Source organism: Paenibacillus sp. ALE2, from assembly GCF_054113385.1.
The window spans coordinates 346,388-366,969 of sequence record NZ_CM134213.1 but is presented as its reverse complement, the minus strand read 5'-3'; the positions used below and the strand labels follow the sequence as shown (position 1 = coordinate 366,969).

At 46.9% G+C, this 20,582-nt stretch carries 13 protein-coding genes; 9 read left to right on the top strand and 4 right to left on the bottom strand.

The features are described from left to right. Positions 1-131: 131 nt before the first annotated feature. The 6 genes from ACXHJ1_RS01515 to ACXHJ1_RS01490 all read left to right on the top strand — a co-directional run bounded on the left by ACXHJ1_RS01515 (position 132) and on the right by ACXHJ1_RS01490 (position 7,577). Positions 132-1,868 (top strand): ABC transporter ATP-binding protein, encoded by a 1,737-nt coding sequence (locus tag ACXHJ1_RS01515; RefSeq protein ID WP_457906151.1) that lies wholly within the window; start codon positions 132-134, stop codon positions 1,866-1,868. Beyond that, positions 1,849-3,687 carry an ABC transporter ATP-binding protein gene (locus ACXHJ1_RS01510; protein ID WP_031463012.1) on the top strand — a complete coding sequence of 613 codons (1,839 nt, stop codon included), beginning with the start codon at positions 1,849-1,851 and terminating at the stop codon, positions 3,685-3,687. Before ACXHJ1_RS01515 ends, ACXHJ1_RS01510 begins: the two co-directional genes overlap by 20 nt. 253 nt (positions 3,688-3,940) lie before the next feature. After that, positions 3,941-4,597: a DJ-1/PfpI family protein gene (locus ACXHJ1_RS01505; protein ID WP_457905465.1), complete on the top strand. Its 657-nt coding sequence runs from the start codon at positions 3,941-3,943 to the stop codon at positions 4,595-4,597. Between the two features lie 110 nt (positions 4,598-4,707). Continuing rightward, complete coding sequence (locus ACXHJ1_RS01500; protein WP_257126746.1) at positions 4,708-5,907, top strand: MFS transporter; 1,200 nt, start codon at positions 4,708-4,710, stop codon at positions 5,905-5,907. Then, the gene (locus ACXHJ1_RS01495) at positions 5,900-6,556 is read left to right on the top strand and encodes a TetR/AcrR family transcriptional regulator (RefSeq protein ID WP_457905464.1); all 657 of its coding nucleotides are present in this window, start codon (positions 5,900-5,902) and stop codon (positions 6,554-6,556) included. Before ACXHJ1_RS01500 ends, ACXHJ1_RS01495 begins: the two co-directional genes overlap by 8 nt. 109 nt (positions 6,557-6,665) lie before the next feature. Next, positions 6,666-7,577 carry a helix-turn-helix domain-containing protein gene (locus ACXHJ1_RS01490; RefSeq protein ID WP_457905463.1) on the top strand — a complete coding sequence of 304 codons (912 nt, stop codon included), beginning with the start codon at positions 6,666-6,668 and terminating at the stop codon, positions 7,575-7,577. Positions 7,578-7,684: 107 nt separating this feature from the next. Here the strand turns inward: ACXHJ1_RS01490 and ACXHJ1_RS01485 are convergent, their stop codons facing one another. From ACXHJ1_RS01485 to ACXHJ1_RS01470, 4 genes are all read right to left on the bottom strand, one after another. Then, entirely contained in the window at positions 7,685-9,085 is a 1,401-nt protein-coding gene (locus tag ACXHJ1_RS01485) for a sugar porter family MFS transporter (RefSeq protein ID WP_457905462.1), read from the bottom strand. Positions 9,086-9,309: 224 nt separating this feature from the next. Further along, complete coding sequence (locus ACXHJ1_RS01480) at positions 9,310-10,650, bottom strand: AraC family transcriptional regulator (RefSeq protein ID WP_222821915.1); 1,341 nt, start codon at positions 10,648-10,650, stop codon at positions 9,310-9,312. Next, positions 10,625-12,070: a sensor histidine kinase gene (locus ACXHJ1_RS01475; RefSeq protein ID WP_457905461.1), complete on the bottom strand. Its 1,446-nt coding sequence runs from the start codon at positions 12,068-12,070 to the stop codon at positions 10,625-10,627. Before ACXHJ1_RS01475 ends, ACXHJ1_RS01480 begins: the two co-directional genes overlap by 26 nt. Then, entirely contained in the window at positions 12,067-13,065 is a 999-nt protein-coding gene (locus ACXHJ1_RS01470; RefSeq protein ID WP_017426354.1) for a substrate-binding domain-containing protein, read from the bottom strand. The genes ACXHJ1_RS01475 and ACXHJ1_RS01470 overlap by 4 nt, the downstream gene beginning before the upstream one ends. 218 nt (positions 13,066-13,283) lie before the next feature. On the opposite strand from ACXHJ1_RS01470, the gene melA reads away from it, so the two are divergent. The 3 genes from melA to ACXHJ1_RS01455 all read left to right on the top strand — a co-directional run bounded on the left by melA (position 13,284) and on the right by ACXHJ1_RS01455 (position 20,564). Next, complete coding sequence (melA, locus tag ACXHJ1_RS01465; protein WP_457905460.1) at positions 13,284-14,798, top strand: alpha-galactosidase; 1,515 nt, start codon at positions 13,284-13,286, stop codon at positions 14,796-14,798. 587 nt (positions 14,799-15,385) lie between these two features. After that, entirely contained in the window at positions 15,386-17,539 is a 2,154-nt protein-coding gene (locus tag ACXHJ1_RS01460; protein WP_457905459.1) for a glycoside hydrolase family 6 protein, read from the top strand. Positions 17,540-17,888: 349 nt separating this feature from the next. Next, a complete protein-coding gene (locus ACXHJ1_RS01455; RefSeq protein ID WP_016821397.1) occupies positions 17,889-20,564 on the top strand; it encodes a PAS domain S-box protein in 2,676 nt (891 codons plus the stop codon). Positions 20,565-20,582: the final 18 nt, after the last annotated feature.

Sequence of the window (20,582 nt, the reverse complement as noted above, 5' to 3'; positions counted from 1 at the left end):
AACGAAGACCTGTAGGAGGGTATAATAAAATATAGTGCTATATAAAGTGCGTATATATGGTGTTACAGCAGGTTTTGATTAGACGCTGATCTGGAAGGACGGCTAAGGCAATTGGAGGAATGCTTGTGGGGATGATGTTCACTTTTCTAAAAAAATATCGGGTTCCAGCTATCGCGGCGCTCGTGATGATGTTGCTGGAATTGACGGTAGAGTTATCGCAGCCGTATTTGATCTCCAAAATCATAGATGAGGGCATTCGACAGCAGGATTTGCCTGTCGTCTGGTTATGGGGCGGTGTACTGGTGGGCAGTGCCGTTATCGCTTTTATGGCAGGGATATCCAGTTCCTTTTTTGCTTCACATGCAAGTCAGGGTTTTGGCTATGATGTGCGGGAAAAGCTATATCAAAAGGTGCAATCCTTTTCTTATCCAGTGTTCAAACGGTTTGCTACTTCGTCGCTGATTACTCGCCTGACGGGAGATGTTACGCAAGTACAAGATACGGTATTTATGAGCCTGCGATTTATGACACGAGTTCCGCTGGTGGTGATCGGCAGTATTGTGATGGCCTTGGTTGTACATTTTAGGCTTGGGCTGCTACTGGCGGTTATGGCCCCGGTGCTGTTCGTATTTGTGCTGGTGATGATGCGGAGGACTGTCACTTTGTTTAAAAGTGTCCAGCGGCGCTTGGATGACGTTAATGGAGTAATTCAGGAGAATCTGACAGGCATTCGGCTTATCCGGGTTTTTGTGCGGATGCGACATGAAATTGAACGTTTTGCTCATTACGGAAGTGAATTGATGAAAGGGACGGTGTCCGCTCTACGCTGGACAGAAACGACGATGCCGTTCATTTTGTTTACGATGAATGCAGGGATTATTGCAGTACTTTGGTTTGGGCGCGGTCAAATTTCCACTGGAGATGCCAGTGTAGGACAGGTGGTTGCAGTCGTTAATTATTCCCTGCGGACAATTGGAGCTTTGTCTGCTTTATCCGGTATCGTTGTGGTATTTTCCCGGGCTACTGCATCTACAGGGCGGATTCGAGAGGTTTTGGAAACACCTAATGAAGAGGGGAGAGAGCTGAAGGGTGTTCCAACACAGGATATACGTATTGAGGGACAGGTGGAAATGGATCGGGTGAGCTTTCATTATCCGGGCAGTGATTTGGCTGTATTAAAGGACATATCCTTTAAGGCACGACCGGGTGAGCGAATCGCTATTATGGGAGCTACTGGTTCGGGCAAATCCTCACTTGTACAGTTGATTACACGTCTATATGAAGAAGATGAAGGTCATGTGCGCTTTGACGGAAAGGACGCTCGTCAAATGGATGGCTCCATACTACGTGAGGCGATTGGCTATGTCCCCCAAGAGGTGCTGCTATTTACCGGCTCGATTCGGGATAATATTGCCTGGGGGCTGGAGCATGCCAGTCTGGAGCAGATTCAGGAAGCCGCGCGCATAGCACAAATCCATCCTATGATTGAACGCTTGCCGCAAGGCTATGACACCATGCTCGGACAGCGTGGTGTTAATCTGTCCGGCGGACAGAAGCAGCGGCTGTCGATTGCCCGCGCACTGGTGCGCCAGCCGGCAGTGCTGATTCTGGACGACAGCACAAGTGCGCTGGATGTGGGGACGGAAACCGCATTGCTGAATGCACTCGATGGCCTGTCCTGTACGACATTTCTCATCACGCAGAAGATTAGTTCAACTGCATCAGCAGATCAGATTTTACTGCTGGATGAAGGGCGCCTGATAGCTAGTGGAAACCATGATCATCTCATGGATAGCTCGGATTTGTATCGACGAATCTTTGAATCACAATACGGAAAGGAGGAGTCGCATGTTCAAGGAACTCATTGAACCGTTCCGTCAGCCTACACCGCCGTCCGGTGTGCTGCGAAACCCGGCTGGCGCTGAAGGACGACGCAAGGCCAAAGCGAAGAACTGGTCTGGCACGGTAGGGCGAATATGGGCTTATCTGGCCCGTCGCAAGGCCAAGCTAATGCTGGTCCTGTTCATGGTGTTGCTCAGCTCCGGGCTGTCGCTGTTGGCTCCATATCTGGTCGGTGTAGCGGTGGATGATTTTCTCGAAGGGCCGGGTGGACGCACGTGGATTTATTTTCTCATAGGTTTAGGGGCTGTGTATCTACTGAACTCGCTGACCTCCTGGCTGCAAAATATTTGGATGATCGAGATTGCCCAAGAGACGGTGTACCGCATGCGTTTCGATCTGTTTTCACATTTGCATCGACTCCCCATTCCTTTCTACGGCAAACGTCAGCAGGGAGAAATTATGAGTCGTCTGACCAATGATATCGAAAATGTCAGTTCTACGCTGAACAGCTCAGCCATTCAGATTTTTTCGAGCATATTGACGTTAATCGGTACACTCACTGTGATGCTGTGGTTAAGCCCGCTGATGACCCTGTTAACCTTTATCGTGGTGCCGTTAATGGCAGCCGGGATGCGCTGGATTACACGCCGCACCGGGCCTTTATATAAGGAACGGCAGAAGAACTTGGGCGAACTGAACGGATACATTGAAGAAACGCTGTCCGGTCAGCAGATTATCAAGGCATTTTCACAGGAGAAGAGAGTCATCCGTGGTTTTCGTGAGCGTAATGACCGTATTCGGCTGTCGGGTTTCTGGGCACAAACGATTTCAGGCTTTATCCCTAAACTGATGAACGGACTGAATAATCTCAGCTTTGCTATTGTAGCAGGGATTGGCGGGATTTTAGCCATTCGCGGCTCGATTACGATAGGGACGATTATCGTATTTGTAGAATATGCTCGTCAGTTCACTAGACCGCTGAACGATTTGGCTAACCAGTGGAATACACTGTTGTCCGCCATTGCCGGAGCTGAGCGCGTATTTGAAATATTGGACGAAGACGAAGAGTCCAAGGATGAACGCGGCGCAGTAAAGGTGAAGCATGTGGAGGGAGCTGTACAGTTTACGGATGTTTTCTTCGGTTATGATGAGGGAAACGCTACGCTGGAAGCCATCTCTTTTGAAGCTAAACCTGGTGAAATGATCGCGCTCGTCGGCCCGACCGGGGCAGGAAAAACGACACTGATCCAGCTCCTTTCCAGATTCTATAGCCCAGACAAGGGAACGATTACGCTGGACGGGCGTGACATTACGACCATAGAGCGTGAAAGCTTGCGCTCCCGTATGGCGTTTGTGCTACAGGACACCTTCCTGTTTCAGGGGACCATTCGTGAAAATATCCGCTTCGGCAGGCTGGATGCCACTGATGAGGAGGTTGAACAAGCATCGAAACTGGCCAACGCCCACTCCTTTATCATGCGGATGAAGGACGGGTACGACAAGGTGCTGGAAGCGAACGGTAGCGGCATCAGTCAAGGGCAAAAGCAGTTGCTGGCGATTGCTCGTGCGATTTTGGCCAACCCTTCTATCCTGGTGCTCGACGAGGCGACCAGCAGCATTGACACCATCACCGAGATGAAAATTCAAGAAGGACTGGAACGGCTCATGCAGGGGCGAACAAGTTTCGTTATTGCACATCGGTTGAATACCATTCGTCAGGCTGACCGGATTTTGGTCTTAAAGGACGGTCGTTTGGAGGAGCAAGGTTCTCATGAGGAGTTGCTGGCTCACAAAGGCTTTTACAGTAATTTATATTATGGTCAGTTGAGAAAACAAAGCTCATAAGCTGGCTTGATCAACAGACTTACAGGCATACTTAAAAAGGGCTACCGTGGGGTGGCCTTTAAGTATGCCTTTTTATAGGTATGTATAATTAAAGACTTTACATAGATATTGCACAATCCGTATTTGTGATCAGAGACGTTTGAAATTGAGATACTTACTGATTTCACATTTAATTAGTATACCCATACCCCGTATATGTATGTTAACATGGGCGTGCAACAATAAAATTTCGCCTCAAAGGAGAGAGATCCTCATGAAAGTCGCCATCATGCTTTTCGATGGAATCACAGCATTAGATGCCATAGGTCCATATGATGTATTTGCTGCTACACTGAAATGTGAAGTGAAGTTTGTCGCTAAGAAAAAAGGGTTAGTCAAACTGGACTCAAACATGGGCTATTTGCATGCCGATTATAGTTTTTCTGAAGTACCTTCAGCTGACATTCTTGTTATTCCAGGTTGCAGTCCGCCAAATTATAAAACTCCAATGAATGACGAAGAAACATTAAATTGGATTCGCCAAATACATGAAGCTACAAAATGGACCACATCGGTTTGTAATGGCTCTCTGATTTTAAGCGCCGCAGGCTTGTTAAATGGAACCATAGCCACAAGTCATTGGGGTTCCTTAGACCTGCTCCAATCTCTTGGAGCCATTCCAACAGATGAGCGAGTGGTCCGTCAGGGCAAAATCGTTACAGCAGCTGGTGTCTCCTCTGGTATTGACATGGCACTCCAGCTCATCGCATGGGAACTGGGAGAAGATATGAGTAAGGGAGTCCAATTGATTTTGGAATATGATCCTCAGCCTCCGTTTGACACGGGTTCACCCCAGAAAGCACCTGCTATATTGGTAGAACAAATAAGAGGTATGCTGCAAGAGTTTGCAAAACGGGAGCCTTATGTGTAAGTCCTGCATTAGGTTCTGTATTTTTATTTACAAAGCCCCCTAATTCAACTAATATGGTTTACACATAGTAAAGGATTACAAAGTGTAAACCATTGGAGGGGGTTACAAACATGAGCAGCTTACCTAAGTCTGCTACATTTCCGCTTTTCATTTTGATGCTGAATCTGTTTATTGCTTTATTGGGTCAAGGCATGGTGATTCCCATTCTGCCTGAATATTTGAAACAATTTAATGCGGCAGGAGCTGCTGCGGGGTATCTTATTGCCGCTTTTGGAGCAGCACAGTTTATTTTTTCACCTCTGGGTGGGCAACTTTCGGATAGATACGGGCGTAAATCAATGATCATCACCGGTCTGTTTTTAACCGTCATTTCGGATCTCATGTTTGCTGTATCTACGACATTGCCCCTTCTATATATTGCTCGGTTTATTGGAGGGATAGGTATTGGATTAATGGTTCCTTCCAATATGGCCTATGTCGCTGATATTACCACTCCTGAAACTCGCGCTAAAGGAATGGGGTACTTGGGTGCTTCCATGAATTTGGGGATGGTACTTGGTCCGGGGTTAGGCGGTATGATCGCTGAGTTGGGCATTAGGGTGCCTTATTTTTTTGCTGGTGGACTTGGACTTGTAGCAACGCTGCTTAGCTTATATATGCCAGAGACACTGCCCAAGGAACAACGAAAACCCGTTGGCCAACGGGTCCGTAGGGAGCCGATTCGAAAGCAAATTCTGAATTCATTTCGAACGTCCTATTTTCGTTATCTTCTCCTCATATTGATCATGACATTAGGCTTGATGAATTACGAAACGGTGTATGCTCTTTTTGTGGAACGAAAATACGGTTTTGATGCCACTAAAATCTCAATGATCATTACGGTTGGTGCCATAATAGGCATCGTGGTGCAGGTATGGCTGCTTGATTACCTCATCAAGAGACTTGGCGAGATGAAGCTTATACGCCTCTCTTTAATCATGACAGCCATTGCTTTACTGTTCATGCTTATTAAGATCAATTTAGGTTATCTGCTGGTGGTATCGGCTCTGTTCTTTGCTTTTAATGCCTTCTTAAGGCCCACAGTAAGTACAATGATTGCCAACTCGGCTGGAGATCGTCAAGGATATGCCGCCGGACTGAATACGACGTATACCAGCCTAGGCAGTATATTGGGGCCTATTTTAGCGGGTTTGTTGTTTGACAAACACATTCATATTCCTTATATTTTTGGTGCACTCATCCTTGTATCTGCCCTTTTCTTAACCTTTCAAACATCAAAAAATGAGAAACGGATGGTTGCTAATGACTGAGAACTGGCACCAGAACTTGAAAAACAAAAATCGGGAAGAACTTATTGCGGCTGCGAAGGAACTTTTTATGAAGCAGAGCTTTCTCAAAGTGAATATTAAGGATGTATGCCATGTGGCTGGTGTAAGCCGGGTTACATTCTATAAGCATTTTCAGTCCATGAATGAAATGGTTTTTGAGGTCCAAATGGAGATCCTTGAAAGCATGACTGAATTTGTTAGAAGAGCACCTACAGCCGAAATGAATGGTAAGCAGATGCTTACTTCGATGCTTGATGCATGGATTGATTATGCGGGGCGACATCCAGATTTCATCAAGTTTATTCTGTTATTCGACCTGCATTACGAAGCTTATGATTCAAATGAAGAACTCAAAGAACGATATAAACATTTTGTTAGCCAAGGAAAGGAACGACATTTCCTGATAGATGCTCTGGAAGCTGGAATCCAAGATGGATCCTTAAAGTCGGATGCTGAACCGCTAAAGACTGCGCATTTTATCTTCACGTCTATGATGGCGTTACTCCAGAAAATGAGTTTGACTCCCAAGGAAGATTGGAGTGGCGAATCTCAGGATGTACAAATGGCTAACCGATTTGTAGGGATGCTGGTTCAATATTTAAGTACAGAAAGTGATGAATCCTCTGTTTAAGACAGGTGGACACAATAGAATAACAAGGCTCAGTCTGCTAAACTGTGAAAATAGAACGGGTACATATACGTTGCCATATTAGCCTGATTTATTTTGCGGAGGTGCGGGGATGAACGGAAGTCTGTTTGAGCCAGGACTGCGGGACGGGGATTATACTCCCCGTTTTTTTGCTTACTATTACAAGCAATGGCGTGACTATACGATGTCTTACCACGATCATCATTCCACTGAAATTATGTATATGATTTCTGGCTTGTGCAGGATAGATGTACAAACCGGAAAGAATACGGAAGAAAGCATTACGCTGCGCAAAGGCGAGTTTATTATGCTGGATGCAGGCGTCCCGCATCGGTTGGTGGTGGAAGGAGAACAACCGTGCCGGATGCTGAATGTAGAGTTTGGCTTTAAGGAAGGGGTGAGGGTAGGACCATCTATCCAACAAATAGCAGCGGAGGAGCAGGAAGTCACAGCCTTTATGTCGCGTCCATTCCCATATCTGGTGCTATCAGACCCGGAAGAGGTATATTATGCGCTCAAAAGTCTCGTGCTGGAGCTGGATCAACGTAAAGAACAGCCGGGTGCCATGGCAGAAATGCTTTTTATGCAATTGCTTGTACGAATTGCACGTTTACGGGAAGAGGCAGAGCGCAGCAATACGCAGCAAACGGATATGTACGTCAAGCGATGCATTGAATTTCTCCATCTGAACTATGACCGGGATATTGCAGTCAAGGACATGGCCGCAGCCGTCAATCTGCACCCAGGGTATTTGCATCGAATTTTCAAAAAACATACGGGGCTAACGCTTACCGCGTATTTAACGATGCTGCGAATGGACAAGGCCTGTATGCTGCTTCAGCAAACGGACATTCCCATTCAGGAAATTGCCGATTATGTTGGCGTCGCCAGCAGACAGTATTTCCACATGTTGTTTAAAAAGCACACAGGCAAAACTCCTGTTGAATACCGCACCGCCGTCGAGCGCGATGTGAGGAATTATGCGGAGGAGGGTGGAAGCTAAAAAAGAAGCCTCTGAACCATTACCGATTTAGGTCGGTATGAATTCAGAGGTCGTGTGATTTCAAGCACTATAAAACGTATTGGGCTTCTTGAGAGCTAAAGTTTGGATCATTTTTCGAGCCACATATTTTCCATCTGTTCAAGCGATCTCCCCTTGGTTTCGGGAACTTTACGCCATATAAAGACTACGACGAACAGCGAGATGGCTCCGAATATCCAGAAGGTATCGGACGGACCAGCTGAACTCAGCAGAGGGGGGAATGCCTGGGAGACCAGATAATCGCCGGCCCATAATGCCATCGAAGCAATGGCGACAGCTTTGCCGCGAATGCGGTTCGGAAAGATCTCCGAGATCATGACCCATACGATTGGCCCAAGTGATATAGCGTAGGAGGCCACGTAGATCAATATCATGATGAGCACGAGCGGTCCAGTGGTTAGACCCATTTTGAATGCGGCTCCAATAATGATCAAGCAGAGGGTCATCAGCGAGGTACCGATCATTAGTAGAACTTTTCGTCCCGCTTTGTCGATCAGCCATACGGATACGATGGTAAACAACACATTGATCAACCCGATCCAGATGGTCTGGGTCAAAGAAGCGTCCGTACCGAGCCCCATTCCTTTAAAGATAACCGGTGCATAATACAAAATGGCATTGATGCCGGTAATATGCTGCATAATGGCGAGCATGATACCGATAAAGAGAGCGACCCGAATACCGGGAGCGAACAATTGTTTCAATGAGTCATTCTCATTTTTGAACGATTCCTTGATATCAAGTACTTCCTGTTTAGCAGCTTCTTCACCGTGGATTTTCAGCAGAATTGGCAGCGCTTCATAAGGCCGATTCTTTTTGATAAGCCATCTCGGGCTTTCGGGTATGAAGAGCATCAGGAGCATAAAGATCAGTCCCGGAACAGCTCCTACTCCGAACATCCAGCGCCAGGCTGTTGAGATACCCCAGGCTTCATCCCCCAGGCTGACGATCCACGAATTCTGAAAATAAACAAGGAAAATACCCGTTACGATCGCCAGCTGATTTAAAGCAACCAAACGGCCACGGTATTTGGCGGGAGCGATCTCCGCGTTATACACCGGACAAATAGTGGAAGTGATTCCTATGCCGACGCCGCCGATCATACGAAAGATAACATACCCGGTGAACGTATCTTGAATTGCAGAGCAGATCGAGCCGATGACAAATAAAAATCCGGCGGCCAGCAATACCTTTTTTCTGCCGATCCTTTCACTCATGTAGCCGGAGAGAGCCGCACCCGTGATGCTCCCTACAATCAGACTCGACACTGCCCAACCGACCTGAAATTCGCTCAGCGAAAAACGCTGCTGTAGGAATTCAACTGCTCCCGAAACTACCGCGATATCAAAACCGAACAGTATGCCTCCAAGCGCAGCTACGATGGATACCAACGTCACAAAAAGCATATTGGGTTTTTCTGATTGAAGCGCTTTCTGTTGAGCGCTTTCATTATGGATGATTACTCCCATATGATCATCTCCCCTCCAGATTCCTAGAACCTCATTCCGTTCTTCGAGGAGAAGTATAACATGCGCTTATAAAAGAAAGGCTGGTGATCGTCTTCAATAAACGGACCTTTTCACGCACGATTTTGGCTTCGCTTCCCGAATTGGAGACGGAGGGGATAAATCTAGCATTACCTTGTCATTCGAGCTTAAAAAAATCCATGCCGATGGTCGGCATGGACGAAACTCTACGATTTTTGACCTTTGAACTCCGTGGGAGGAACGCCCGTTATCTTCTTAAAGACACGGCTAAAATAGTTCGGGTCCTTATAACCCACTTCAAAGCTGATTTCCTTCAGGGCAAGGTTGCCCTCCTTAATCAAAGAAATAGCTTTATCAATCCTTAACCTGGTTACGAAGTCGATGAACGTTTCTCCATATTCCTGTTTGAAAATTTTACTGAAGTAGTGAGGATTCAAGTGGACGAAATCAGCCACTTCTTCCAGTGAAAGGTCATCGTTGAACCGTTCCTCGATATACATCTTTGCTCTGCCCAGCATAGTCAGTGTTTGAACCTCCCGCTGTTCGCGTATCCGTTGTAATGCTGACATGACGTACGTCTGCTGAAGCATTCCATTCTCCTCTTTGACGGCAAGCACAGAGGAGTTTCCAGCCTCTGACGACTTCAGCTCATCAAAGTGGCAGTAACCTCCATCGCGCTTGCGTAGGGTGGAGGCAAAAACGGCTTCGAAATAGGACTTTCGAAGTCCTTCCTCGCCGCTATGAAGCGAGCCAATTCCAATAGCTGTCTTTATGCCAAATTGCTGCTGGGCCAGCTCGGAGAGCTGTTGAACAAGATGCTTAATCCGCTGTTGCCAGTCGTTTTCGCTGGTGGCAGGCGGCTTTTGTAAAAAAGTGGCCACATGATGGTCGATCAGGGAGCTCACAATGGAATTGGGGCCATGTGTTTTTACATAGCTTCGGAAATGATCGTAAATTTTCTTTTTGTCCTGCTCGTCTGCATATCCTTCAAAGGCAGCAATGATGGCGCTTCCCTGATCAAGAGGAAAGTCCAGCCATTCCGACAGTTGAGAAGCGCTCGAATCCACCGTCTGGTCGACCATAAGCATTAAAGCCAGCTCATTTTCTGCGAGCGGCATCAGCTGTGAGATTTTGTGCCTAAGCTCCAATTCTTCCGTGCGTGCTCGCTTCTCGCATTCAATTTCTTCAATCAGTCGTTTCAGTGTACTGATGATTAGTTCTCGCTTCGCTGGCTTCAGAATATATTCTTTTACGCCCAAAGAGAGCGCTTCACGTGCATAAGCAAAATAATCATAGGCGGTGACGAGCACGAAACGGGTATCAGGAAGACGCTCCTTTAATTCACGAAGCGCCCCAAGCCCGTCGATTCCGGGCATGTTGATATCCAGAATGGCAATATGAGGCCGGTGCTCTTCCGCACATTCGATGGCCATGCGGCCGTTGTCGGCATGAATAAACCGAAATACCCCCGGCATTGCCCGTTCCACTATCAATTCCAGTCCTTCCCTCTCCAAAGCTTCGTCATCCGCGATCAACAACCGATACATTCGTCTGCTCACTCTCCTTCTTGACTGGAATTCGTATTGTTATGGTAGTACCTAATCCGATATGGCTTCGGATTTCAACCATTCCTTCCTTTTCGTAGAACAATTGCAGCCGCCTAAACACGTTTTGCATTCCAAGTCCTGTTGAACTGCTGCTTTCAGCTCCACCTTCTAAACGGAGCACGGACAGTCGGGTTTCCTCCGTCATACCCTTTCCGTTGTCTGAAATTTCAATTTGCACATCTTCGCCCGCTCTCGACAGCGTCAATGTGATAATGGCTCCGTTTTCCATATCAGCTACACCATGAAGAAAGGCGTTTTCAATAAATGGCTGGATCGTCAAGGCTGGAATTTGCTGCTGAAGCACGGAAGCGTCAAAGTGAAGATCAAAGCGAATTCTGTCCCGGAAACGCGCCTGCTGGATGGTTACGTATTCGCTTATATGGTCTAGTTCTTCCTGGAGCGTTACGGGTTTGTCCAGCTTTTGCAGACTGTACCGTAATAGATTGGACAGCGAAACGATCAGGTCGCTGGTCTTCTCCGCCCCTTCCAGGATCGCCAGTTTGGAGAGCACATTTAAGGTATTGAACAAAAAGTGCGGGTTAATTTGATTTTGCAGAGCCAAAAGCTCTAGCTCTTTCACAAGCCGCCGCATTTCCAGACTCTGTTTATCCTTTTCGATAAGGATGCTCAAATCAGCGGACATTTGCAAAATGGCGTCTGCCAATACGCCTAGCTCGTCATCTCGCCGCGGTTGGGACTCGATATTCAGATCACCTGTGGCGATTCGCTTCGCCAGTCCGACTAGTCTGCCGACAGGGCCCGTAATGCTGCGCGAGACCCAGATGGCAAGCAAAACCCCCATCAGCGCGTTCATGCCGAACAACGCCACTCCCAAGCCGTTCATTTGCTCATTCTTGTTCCGAATGTTCTCGATGAGCGGCCGGTAATAAGCCAGTTCAGCATCGATCAGTCGCTGGCCCTCCTCATGAATATAGCCGACGGTTTTCTCCGCTTCAATGTAATGCTCAAAAGCCGATTGAGGATCTTGTGCCTTTGCATCCAGAACTGCAGCTTGCTTCTGTTCAAGAAATGTGGCTAACAGATTCATGTAGTCCTCCTCGGCAAAAGAAGGATCGGTCGAGTCAGAGACTTCCTGGATTCTGCCTTTCAGCTGTTTCAATTGGTATTCCGTCGGGCCCTGCACACCCGTATCGTCTCTTGGATTGAGCAGATAGGTATAGAGGAGATTTAAGTTGCTCTCCGCCGATTCGGAGGTTTGCTCGATGAGAAGAATTCGGCCAAGCATTTCATCGTAGCTCTGTTGGACGACCTTCCCGCTTTGGAATACAAAGTAAGCGATGATATTGGCGAACACAACTAGAAGAGGGATGAACAGAAGCAACTTCGTTCTGATCGTCATCGTCTGTCATCTCCAGACATGTTGTCGGGAGTGTCCGCATGCACTTCATATACCCTGGTGTATGTTAATTCCTGGGGATCATGTCCCTTTAGATAAACATTCAGCAATTTTATAGCCTTAGCCCCCATTTCCATTGGCTGTTGAACAAGGGTGAGCTCGATTTTGCGATGTTTGATAGCTTTCAACGTCTCGGCCATATCGTCAAAAGCGAAAATCTGCAAATTCCGCACGCCGCGCCGCTCCGAGGCTTCCAGAATGCCAAGGCCGTCCAGCGCACTGAATCCGACCATGTAGTGAATCTGCGGATAATGGGTGAGCATGTTCTGAGCTTGCTGGGCTGCCTGAAGCCGTGAAATATTTGAGGAGCGAATCTCCACAATGCGGAGCTTGGGATAGCGGCTGATCACAGAACGAAATCCCGCAAGCCTGAGCCGCTGATTCTCGACGCGCTCGCTGCTGATCATAACTCCAATATCGCCATGCTCCCCAGAGGCCTTCGCCAACAGCATGCCCATCTGTTTTCCTGCTCCTTCGTTATCCGTTCCGACGTAGGCCAGCCTTCGGGAGTCCGGCTCATCCGTATCGATCGTGATGACAGGTATGCCAAGTGCGGCAGCCTTGTTGATTAATCGTCGATACTCTGGATCATTTATCCCTTGAACCAGAATCGCATCTGCCTTGGCGGCGATCGCTTTATCCAGCAGTTTGATCTGCTCGGACGGATTAATGCGGTCCGGTCCGATATAATCGAGCCTCATACCGTACTGCTCCGCTTCCTTTCGAGCTCCTTGTTCAATGGACCGCCAATAATAATTGTCCAGCTCTTGCGATATCAATACCACTTTTGTATCGGAACCCCCGTCGTTTGGTGAAACCGTCTTCAATTGTTCTGCAAATTGGTGAATTTGAAGAGAAGACAGAGTGAACTGAAACAACAGCCAGGCAAATAGCAGGAAGACGGGAATAAGGATAAATGTCCATTTACGGTTTGACATGTCTTGCTCCTTTGGGAATATTTAGAGACACAACTCATTATACAGTAAACAAGAGAAGCACACGCAGCTTCGTCAACGGCAAGTAGCATCTGTTGATGCGAAAGTTAGGATTTTTGACACCTAAGTACGAATCTGGTCATGATTTTGATAACGCTTTCTACAGGCATATTGCTACAATGACGGTATATTACAATTCTAATTACCGGAGGTTGAATGCCGTGTCATTTAAAGTAGCTTTTATTGGAGCAGGAAGCATCGGTTTTACCCGTGGAATTTTGCGAGATCTGTTATCAGTACCGGAGTTTAACGATATTGAAGTGGCTTTTACGGACATCAGTCAGCACAATCTGGATATGGTTACTGAACTGTGTCAGAGGGATATTCGTGAGAATGGGTTGTCCATACAAATACAGTCCTCTACGGATCGAAAGGTAGCTCTAAAGGATGCCAAATACGTCATTTGTACAATCCGTGTCGGCGGTCTGGAAGCCTTTGCGACCGATGTGGATATTCCGCTAAAATACGGTGTGGATCAATGCGTGGGCGATACATTATGTGCAGGAGGCATCATGTATGGCCAGCGTGGTATCGCTGAAATGCTGGAGATTTGCAAAGATATCCGTGAGTTAAGTGCACCGGATGTGCTGCTGCTGAACTACTCGAACCCAATGGCGATGATGACCTGGGCCTGCAACAAGTACGGTGGCGTGCGTACGGTTGGTCTATGTCACGGCGTCCAGAATGGGCATCACCAAATTGCCGAGGCGTACGGTCTGGAGAAGCAGGATGTGGACATTGTATGCGCCGGAATCAATCACCAAACATGGTACATTCAGGCCTCGCATAAGGGTAAGGATCTGACAGCCGGACTGCTGGAGGCATTTGAACAACATCCTGAATTTAGCCGCACCGAAAAGGTACGCATCGATATGCTTCGTCGTTTTGGCTATTACAGCACAGAGTCGAATGGTCATCTCAGTGAATATGTGCCTTGGTATCGGAAGCGTCCGAATGAAATTCTGGACTGGATTGATCTGGGCAACTGGATCAACGGAGAAACAGGCGGCTATTTGCGTGTATGTACGGAAGGACGTAACTGGTTTGAAACAGATTTCCCTAACTGGATGAAGGAAGATCCACTGGACTACAAGGCAGAGCATCGAGGTGAAGAGCACGGCTCATACATTATTGAAAGCCTGGAAACCGGGCGTGTGTACCGGGGGCACTTTAATGTGGTAAATAACGGTGTAATTTCCAACTTGCCGGACGATGCGATTATTGAAGCTCCTGGATATGTGGATCGGAACGGTATTTCTATGCCGCAAGTTGGAGAACTGCCGCTGGGTCCTGCTGCCGTGTGCAATGTTAGTATTTCCGTTCAGCGTTTGGCTGTTGAAGCGGCTGTACATGGAGACGATAAGCTGCTGCGCCAAGCGTTTATGATGGACCCGTTAGTGGGCGCGGTGTGTAATCCGAAAGAAATTTGGCAGCTGGTCGATGAGATGCTGGTGGCACAGGAAGCATGGTTGCCGCAATACGGGGCAGCGATTGCCGAGGCGCGCCAACGCTTGGCTACAGACGATCTGATTCCAACCCGACCTTATGAGGGAGCAGCACGGCTTAAGGTGAAGACAGTTGAAGAAATGCAGCTGGATCGGGATGCTGCCAATAAAAACGCAGGACAATCTGACAAAGGCAAGGATCGCGAAAAAGTACAGAACAGCAATGCGTAACAACTATTTGGTACAATTGCAGTAACGCTCATTCCATGGACCTGCTAATGAGCAGAGGGGGATTGAACAACAATAAAAGGGTGTTTTCATGGTCGTAGGCCTGAAACATCCTTTTTTTGCTGTCGATAGGTTAACGATTGGCGTAGATAGCAGCCTAAAGTTTATCCTTGTCGATTTGGGCTGACGGAAATTAAAGAATACAGTCTTGTTTTTTATGAATCCACACTTTTACTGTCGACTTTGAATCTCCTGAGGGCTTGTCATAGCAGGGAAGTTCAACAAATGATAGAACCAATCTCAAAAAAAGAGAGACCATGCCGAACCGTCGGTGTGGCAATTCATATGCCGAATTAATAATTGTAGTCCTTAATTTATTCAATTTACAGCAGATTTCCAGCTCACTATAATCTAACATAGGAGGTGACAAAAAGGGGAAAAATGTGAGCGCATGAACAAATAGAAAGCGCTTACCTTTCGCAACTATGAACGCTACTTTTTCTAGGGAGAGAGTAGGCGTAACACACATTTAATCATATAACAATCAGGTGCCGACATAGGAAGATTCAACAAAATCTACGGAAAGATAGGTGAAGCAATTGAAAACAAAGCAAGTGCTTCGTAAAGGAATGAAGTATGCTTTTGCGCTATCACTCGTCGCAAGCAGCTTTCTACCAGGTGCAGGATTTACGGATAAAATACATGCAGAATCCCATGTCGATAATCCTTACCAAGGGGCGACAAAATACGTTAGCCCTGATTATGCGGCTAGTGTCGACACATCGATTGCCAAGGTTACGGATGCGAATCTGAAGGCAAAAATGCAAACGGTCAAAACATTCCCGACAGCCGTTTGGCTTGATCGTATCGCCGCTATTAACGGCGGTGGAGGCAAGCTTGGCTTGGAGGCACATTTGGACCAAGTATTGGCGCAAAAGAAAGGCAACACACCGATTACGGCGGAGTTCATTGTGTATGATCTGCCCGGACGGGATTGTCATGCCTTGGCTTCCAATGGTGAATTGCCGCTGACCCAGGCAGGTCTGGAAACTTATAAAAAGGATTATATTGACAAAATAGCTTCTATTTTTGCAAATCCCAAATATAAGGATATTCGTATCATTGCGATTATTGAACCGGATAGCTTGCCAAATCTGGTAACCAATCTGGATGATCCGAAATGTGCGCAAGCCAAGTCCACAGGGATTTACGAAGCTGGTGTTAAATACACAATGAATAAGCTGAACGAGATTCCTAACGTGTACAAATACGTAGATATCGGTCACTCTGGTTGGTTAGGCTGGGATAACAACCGTTCAGCAACGGTATCCCTGTTTACAACTATTTTCAAAGACACGAGCAAAGGTCTGTCCAGTGTAGATGGCTTTATCACGAATACAGCCAATACTTCACCGCTGACAGAACCTAATTTGCCTGATCCAAACCTGAATATCGGTGGGCAGCCAATCAAATCGTCCAAGTACTACGAATGGAATCCTAATTTCGATGAATCGGATTTTGCAGAGTCCTTGCATAGAGATTTTGTCAGCGCAGGCTGGCCGAGCTCACTCGGTATGTTAATTGATACAGGCCGTAATGGATGGGGAGGACCTAACCGTCCGACTTCCGCAGTCGGCAATGATATTAACTCCTATGTAAACTCCGGTCGTGTAGACAAACGCTCACACCGTGGTAACTGGTGTAATAACAGCGGAGCAGGTATGGGAACGCCGCCACAAACGGCTCCAGCTGGTCATATCGATGCCTATGTCTGGGCGAAACCTCCAGGGGATTCCGATGGTTCCAGCTCACTCATCCCGAACGATGAGGGTAAAGGCTTTGACCGTATGTGTGATCCTACCTATACAACCAAGGATGGCACATTAACAGATGCTTTGCCGAATGCACCTATTTCAGGAGCATGGTTCCACGATCAGTTTGTAATGCTGGTACAAAATGCGTACCCTGCAATCGTGCCTTCCACTGGTGGTGTAGACCCAGCGCCTACTGCTCCAGCAGTACCGTCAGGCTTAAAGGCTGTTGTGGGCAATGCTCAAGTAACGCTGACTTGGAATGCGTCTACTGGTGCCGAGAGTTACACGGTAAAACGTGCTACTAGCGAAGCAGGTCCTTTTACAGCCGTTGCGCCTCTTGTAACGGAAAGAGAGTACACGGATAAGGGACTGACGAACGGAACAACTTACTTCTATGTTGTAAGTGCTACGAATGCGAAAGGAACAAGTAAGGATTCCACAACGGTAAGCGCTGAGCCAAAAGGTACACCGACAGATCCAACGAATCCTACAGATCCAACAGGTGATCTGGTTGTAATGTATCGTGCTGGGGACACGGATCCAGCGAATAACGCTGCCAAGCCTTTCTTTAACCTCAAAAATAAAGGGACAACACCAGTGAAGTTGAGCGAGCTTAAAATCCGCTATTACTTCACGAAAGATGGCAGCCAAGAGCTGCAATCTGCGGTAGACTGGGCGCAAGTAGGTAATGATAACGTGCTGCGTACCATTAAAGACAACTATATTGAAATTGGATTCAGTGCTGCTGCCGGCACGCTTGCTGCTGGGGCGCAAACAGGTGATATTCAGATCCGCATGAACAATAGCGACTGGTCTAATCTGAACGAATCCAATGACTATTCCTTCGATCCAACCAAAACCTCTTATGCTGAATGGAACAAAGTAACATTGTTCCACAACGATAAGCTGGTATGGGGAATTGAGCCTTAGGAATAGGTGAATATACACTTGAATAACTGATAATTGTTGAAAAAGGGCTGCGGCACAACTGCTGTAGCCTTTTTTTAACGTCTTCAAATAAAGAATTCGATGACCAAGGGAATAAGCATTCAAATTGTGTATAATGAAGAAAGAATACTAATCTACTGTGGGGGTCAACAACCACTTTTGGCAACATCTCGGTAGAGAAGGCAATCGCAACTCACTGCTGAGCGATTTTTGCGTCATTTTCTTAGCCGGGTGGTATAAAAAAATAATCTAGAGATTGCCGATGAACCTGCATCGGCAATCTTTTGTGCATACATGTTTTAATGTCTTTCATATAGAGGAGGAGATTCATTTGTTTTCTGCTGCTCAACGACTGCCTTTGCTGGAACATATGTATAATCATGCCCCGACAGGAATCGTGATTTTGTCGAGGGAGGGGAAGTGTCTTTATGTCAATCCCGCCTTTTGCAAAATGGTCGGATATGAGCAGGAGGAATTACTGGATATACGATATTACCATCTCTTGTATAATGAGGCTCAGGATCAGCAAGGGCTGAGGGAGGCCTATGCAGGTTGGCTAAAGGCTACGGATCAAGTCTACAAGACAGAGCTGCGTTTAAAGCATAAACGGGGAACAACTGTCTGGCTATCGCTGGAATTAACCATATTTGATGATGAGGCTACCGAACAATCTTATTTGATTGCGTATGCAATGGATGTCACGGAGAAAAAGGACATGGAGCAGGTACTTTCGGACAATGAGGATTTGTACATGTTGATTACCGAAAATACGCCGGATGTCATCTCTTACAGCACGGCAGACGGCATACTTCAATATATTTCTCCTTCGGTGGAAAAACTCCTTGGCTATACGAAGCAGGAAATGCTCGGCAAAAAACGGCTTCAATTTTACCATATCGAAGATGCCGATTACATGCGTGTACATGGAATGTTCAAGGAAACAGGCATCATGAAGCGGCGTGTACGTCATAAGGACGGGCATTATTTGTGGCTGGAAGTATCGTACCGTATTATTCGGGATGAACAGGGCAAGATCAAGCGAGTTCTATCCATCGGACGAAATATCACAGAGCGCCAGAAGAGCGAGGAGAACCTGGCAAAAGCTCAACAGTTGGCGATGTTCGGCTCATGGGACTGGGATCTGGTCAACAATGTTATGCATTTTTCCAAGGAATTTCGCAGCATATTTGGCTATCGTGTCAAGCCGGTTGAAACAAGTATTGACGCTTTCATGAAGGCAGTTCATCCCGAAGATACTGAACGGATGAAGCAAATTATCAACAACGTGATCTTAAAGGGAATTCACGAAGAAACCTTTTACCGGATTGTATTGCCCAATGGGGAACAGAAGGTACTGCGCTCGATCTGGGAAGCTGAGATGGACGAGCATGCAGGCAAGCCTGTTCAAGTAGTCGGGATGATACAGGATGTTACCGAGCACCGGGAAATCGAGCAACGTCTTCGTGAAAGTGAAAACCGTTATAAGTCACTATTTCAGCATAATCCACTCGGGATATGCGCCATGAATATGGAAGGTCATATTTTGAGCGTGAATCCGAGTTTGGAGAAGCTTACGGGTTATACGAGGGATGAGCTGCTTGGAGCTGAAATACTTGTCATGGCTTCCTCTGAGGAACAGGACAAAATCAAACGACATATCGAAATGGCCAAACAGGGGGAGACACAAACCTATGAATCGGAATTCATACATAAGGAGGGGGAGCGTCTATTCATCAAGATGACGAATATCCCGATTTTCGTGCAAGAAGAAATTGTAGGCTGTTACGGGATTATAGAGAATGTTACCCCTCTTAAAAACTACATTGCTCAGATTGAAAAGCTCAGTAACGAGCATTCGCTGATTTTGAATGCAGTATCCGAAGGAATTGTGGGTTTGAATACCGAAGGACATGTCCGCTTTATGAACCCGGCAGCTGTTGAGATGTTCGGCATAGGATCAGCCAACCCGCTGAACGGTTCATGTATAGACGTCATTCGCCATGCTGACGAAATAGGCAGCCATTTTCCGGACGAGCAGGCTTCTATTCTCCAAGCGATTCGCAGCGGCGCTTCTTATCAGGCAGAGGAAGCTGTATTTTGGAAAAAAGACGGGTCCAGTTTTCTGGCCTCCTATCGAATCAGCCCTTTGATGGATAACGGCGAACGAAAAGGAGCGGTGATGGTATTTGTAGACAGGACGAATGAAAAGGAGATTATTCGGGCCAAGGAGTCTGCCGAACGCGCCGATCGAGCCAAGTCAGAATTCCTTTCTGTGATGAGTCATGAGCTTCGTACACCGATGAACGGCATTATAGGCATGGCAGGATTACTGGCAGACACGGAATTAGATGAGGAGCAGCGTAGCTATATCGATATTATTACCAGCAGTAGCAACGCTTTGATGCAGATATTGAATGAGATACTGGATTTGAGCAAAATCGAAGCTGGCAAAATGTCGTTGCTGCATGAGTCTTTTGTGCTGGAGGATGTGGTTGGCAGTGTAGCGGACCTATTTATGACGCAGGCTATGGAAAAAGGCATCCAGCTAGAATGGCATATAGATCAGGAAATGCCAGGGATGCTAGTCGGTGATCATGTGCGTATCCGACAGATATTGGTGAACTTGGTGAGCAATGCGATCAAATTTACGGAGCGAGGGCGTGTAAATATTTTTGTGGAGAGAAAGGCTTACAGCCGCCGTAAAAAGAAATGCCTGATTGAGTTTAGTGTAACGGATACTGGAATCGGCATCCCGGCAGACCGTCAGCATTTGTTGTTTCAGCCTTTTTCCCAGCTTCATCCGGCACTGAACCGGAAATATGGAGGGACAGGTCTTGGCTTGTCCATCTGCAAAAACCTGGTCAAGCTAATGGGGGGTTCCATTGGTGTAGATAGTGACGAGGCCAGAGGAGCAACATTCCGGTTCCAACTGGATCTAAAACTGCCGGAAGGGCACACACTTGCGAATATAAGCCGTGATCAGCCTTATGATTCAAAGGAAGGCTAAAAAGAAATAGCCGTGATG

Excerpts from the sequence above, each read along its gene's own strand:
- ACXHJ1_RS01515 (WP_457906151.1), top strand. The coding sequence starts at position 132 with ATGATGTTCACTTTTCTAAAAAAATATCGGGTTCCAGCTATCGCGGCG.
- ACXHJ1_RS01510 (WP_031463012.1), top strand. The coding sequence starts at position 1,849 with ATGTTCAAGGAACTCATTGAACCGTTCCGTCAGCCTACACCGCCGTCC.
- ACXHJ1_RS01505 (WP_457905465.1), top strand. The coding sequence starts at position 3,941 with ATGAAAGTCGCCATCATGCTTTTCGATGGAATCACAGCATTAGATGCC.
- ACXHJ1_RS01500 (WP_257126746.1), top strand. The coding sequence starts at position 4,708 with ATGAGCAGCTTACCTAAGTCTGCTACATTTCCGCTTTTCATTTTGATG.
- ACXHJ1_RS01495 (WP_457905464.1), top strand. The coding sequence starts at position 5,900 with ATGACTGAGAACTGGCACCAGAACTTGAAAAACAAAAATCGGGAAGAA.
- ACXHJ1_RS01490 (WP_457905463.1), top strand. The coding sequence starts at position 6,666 with ATGAACGGAAGTCTGTTTGAGCCAGGACTGCGGGACGGGGATTATACT.
- ACXHJ1_RS01485 (WP_457905462.1), bottom strand. The coding sequence starts at position 9,085 with ATGGGAGTAATCATCCATAATGAAAGCGCTCAACAGAAAGCGCTTCAA.
- ACXHJ1_RS01480 (WP_222821915.1), bottom strand. The coding sequence starts at position 10,650 with ATGTATCGGTTGTTGATCGCGGATGACGAAGCTTTGGAGAGGGAAGGA.
- ACXHJ1_RS01475 (WP_457905461.1), bottom strand. The coding sequence starts at position 12,070 with ATGACGATCAGAACGAAGTTGCTTCTGTTCATCCCTCTTCTAGTTGTG.
- ACXHJ1_RS01470 (WP_017426354.1), bottom strand. The coding sequence starts at position 13,065 with ATGTCAAACCGTAAATGGACATTTATCCTTATTCCCGTCTTCCTGCTA.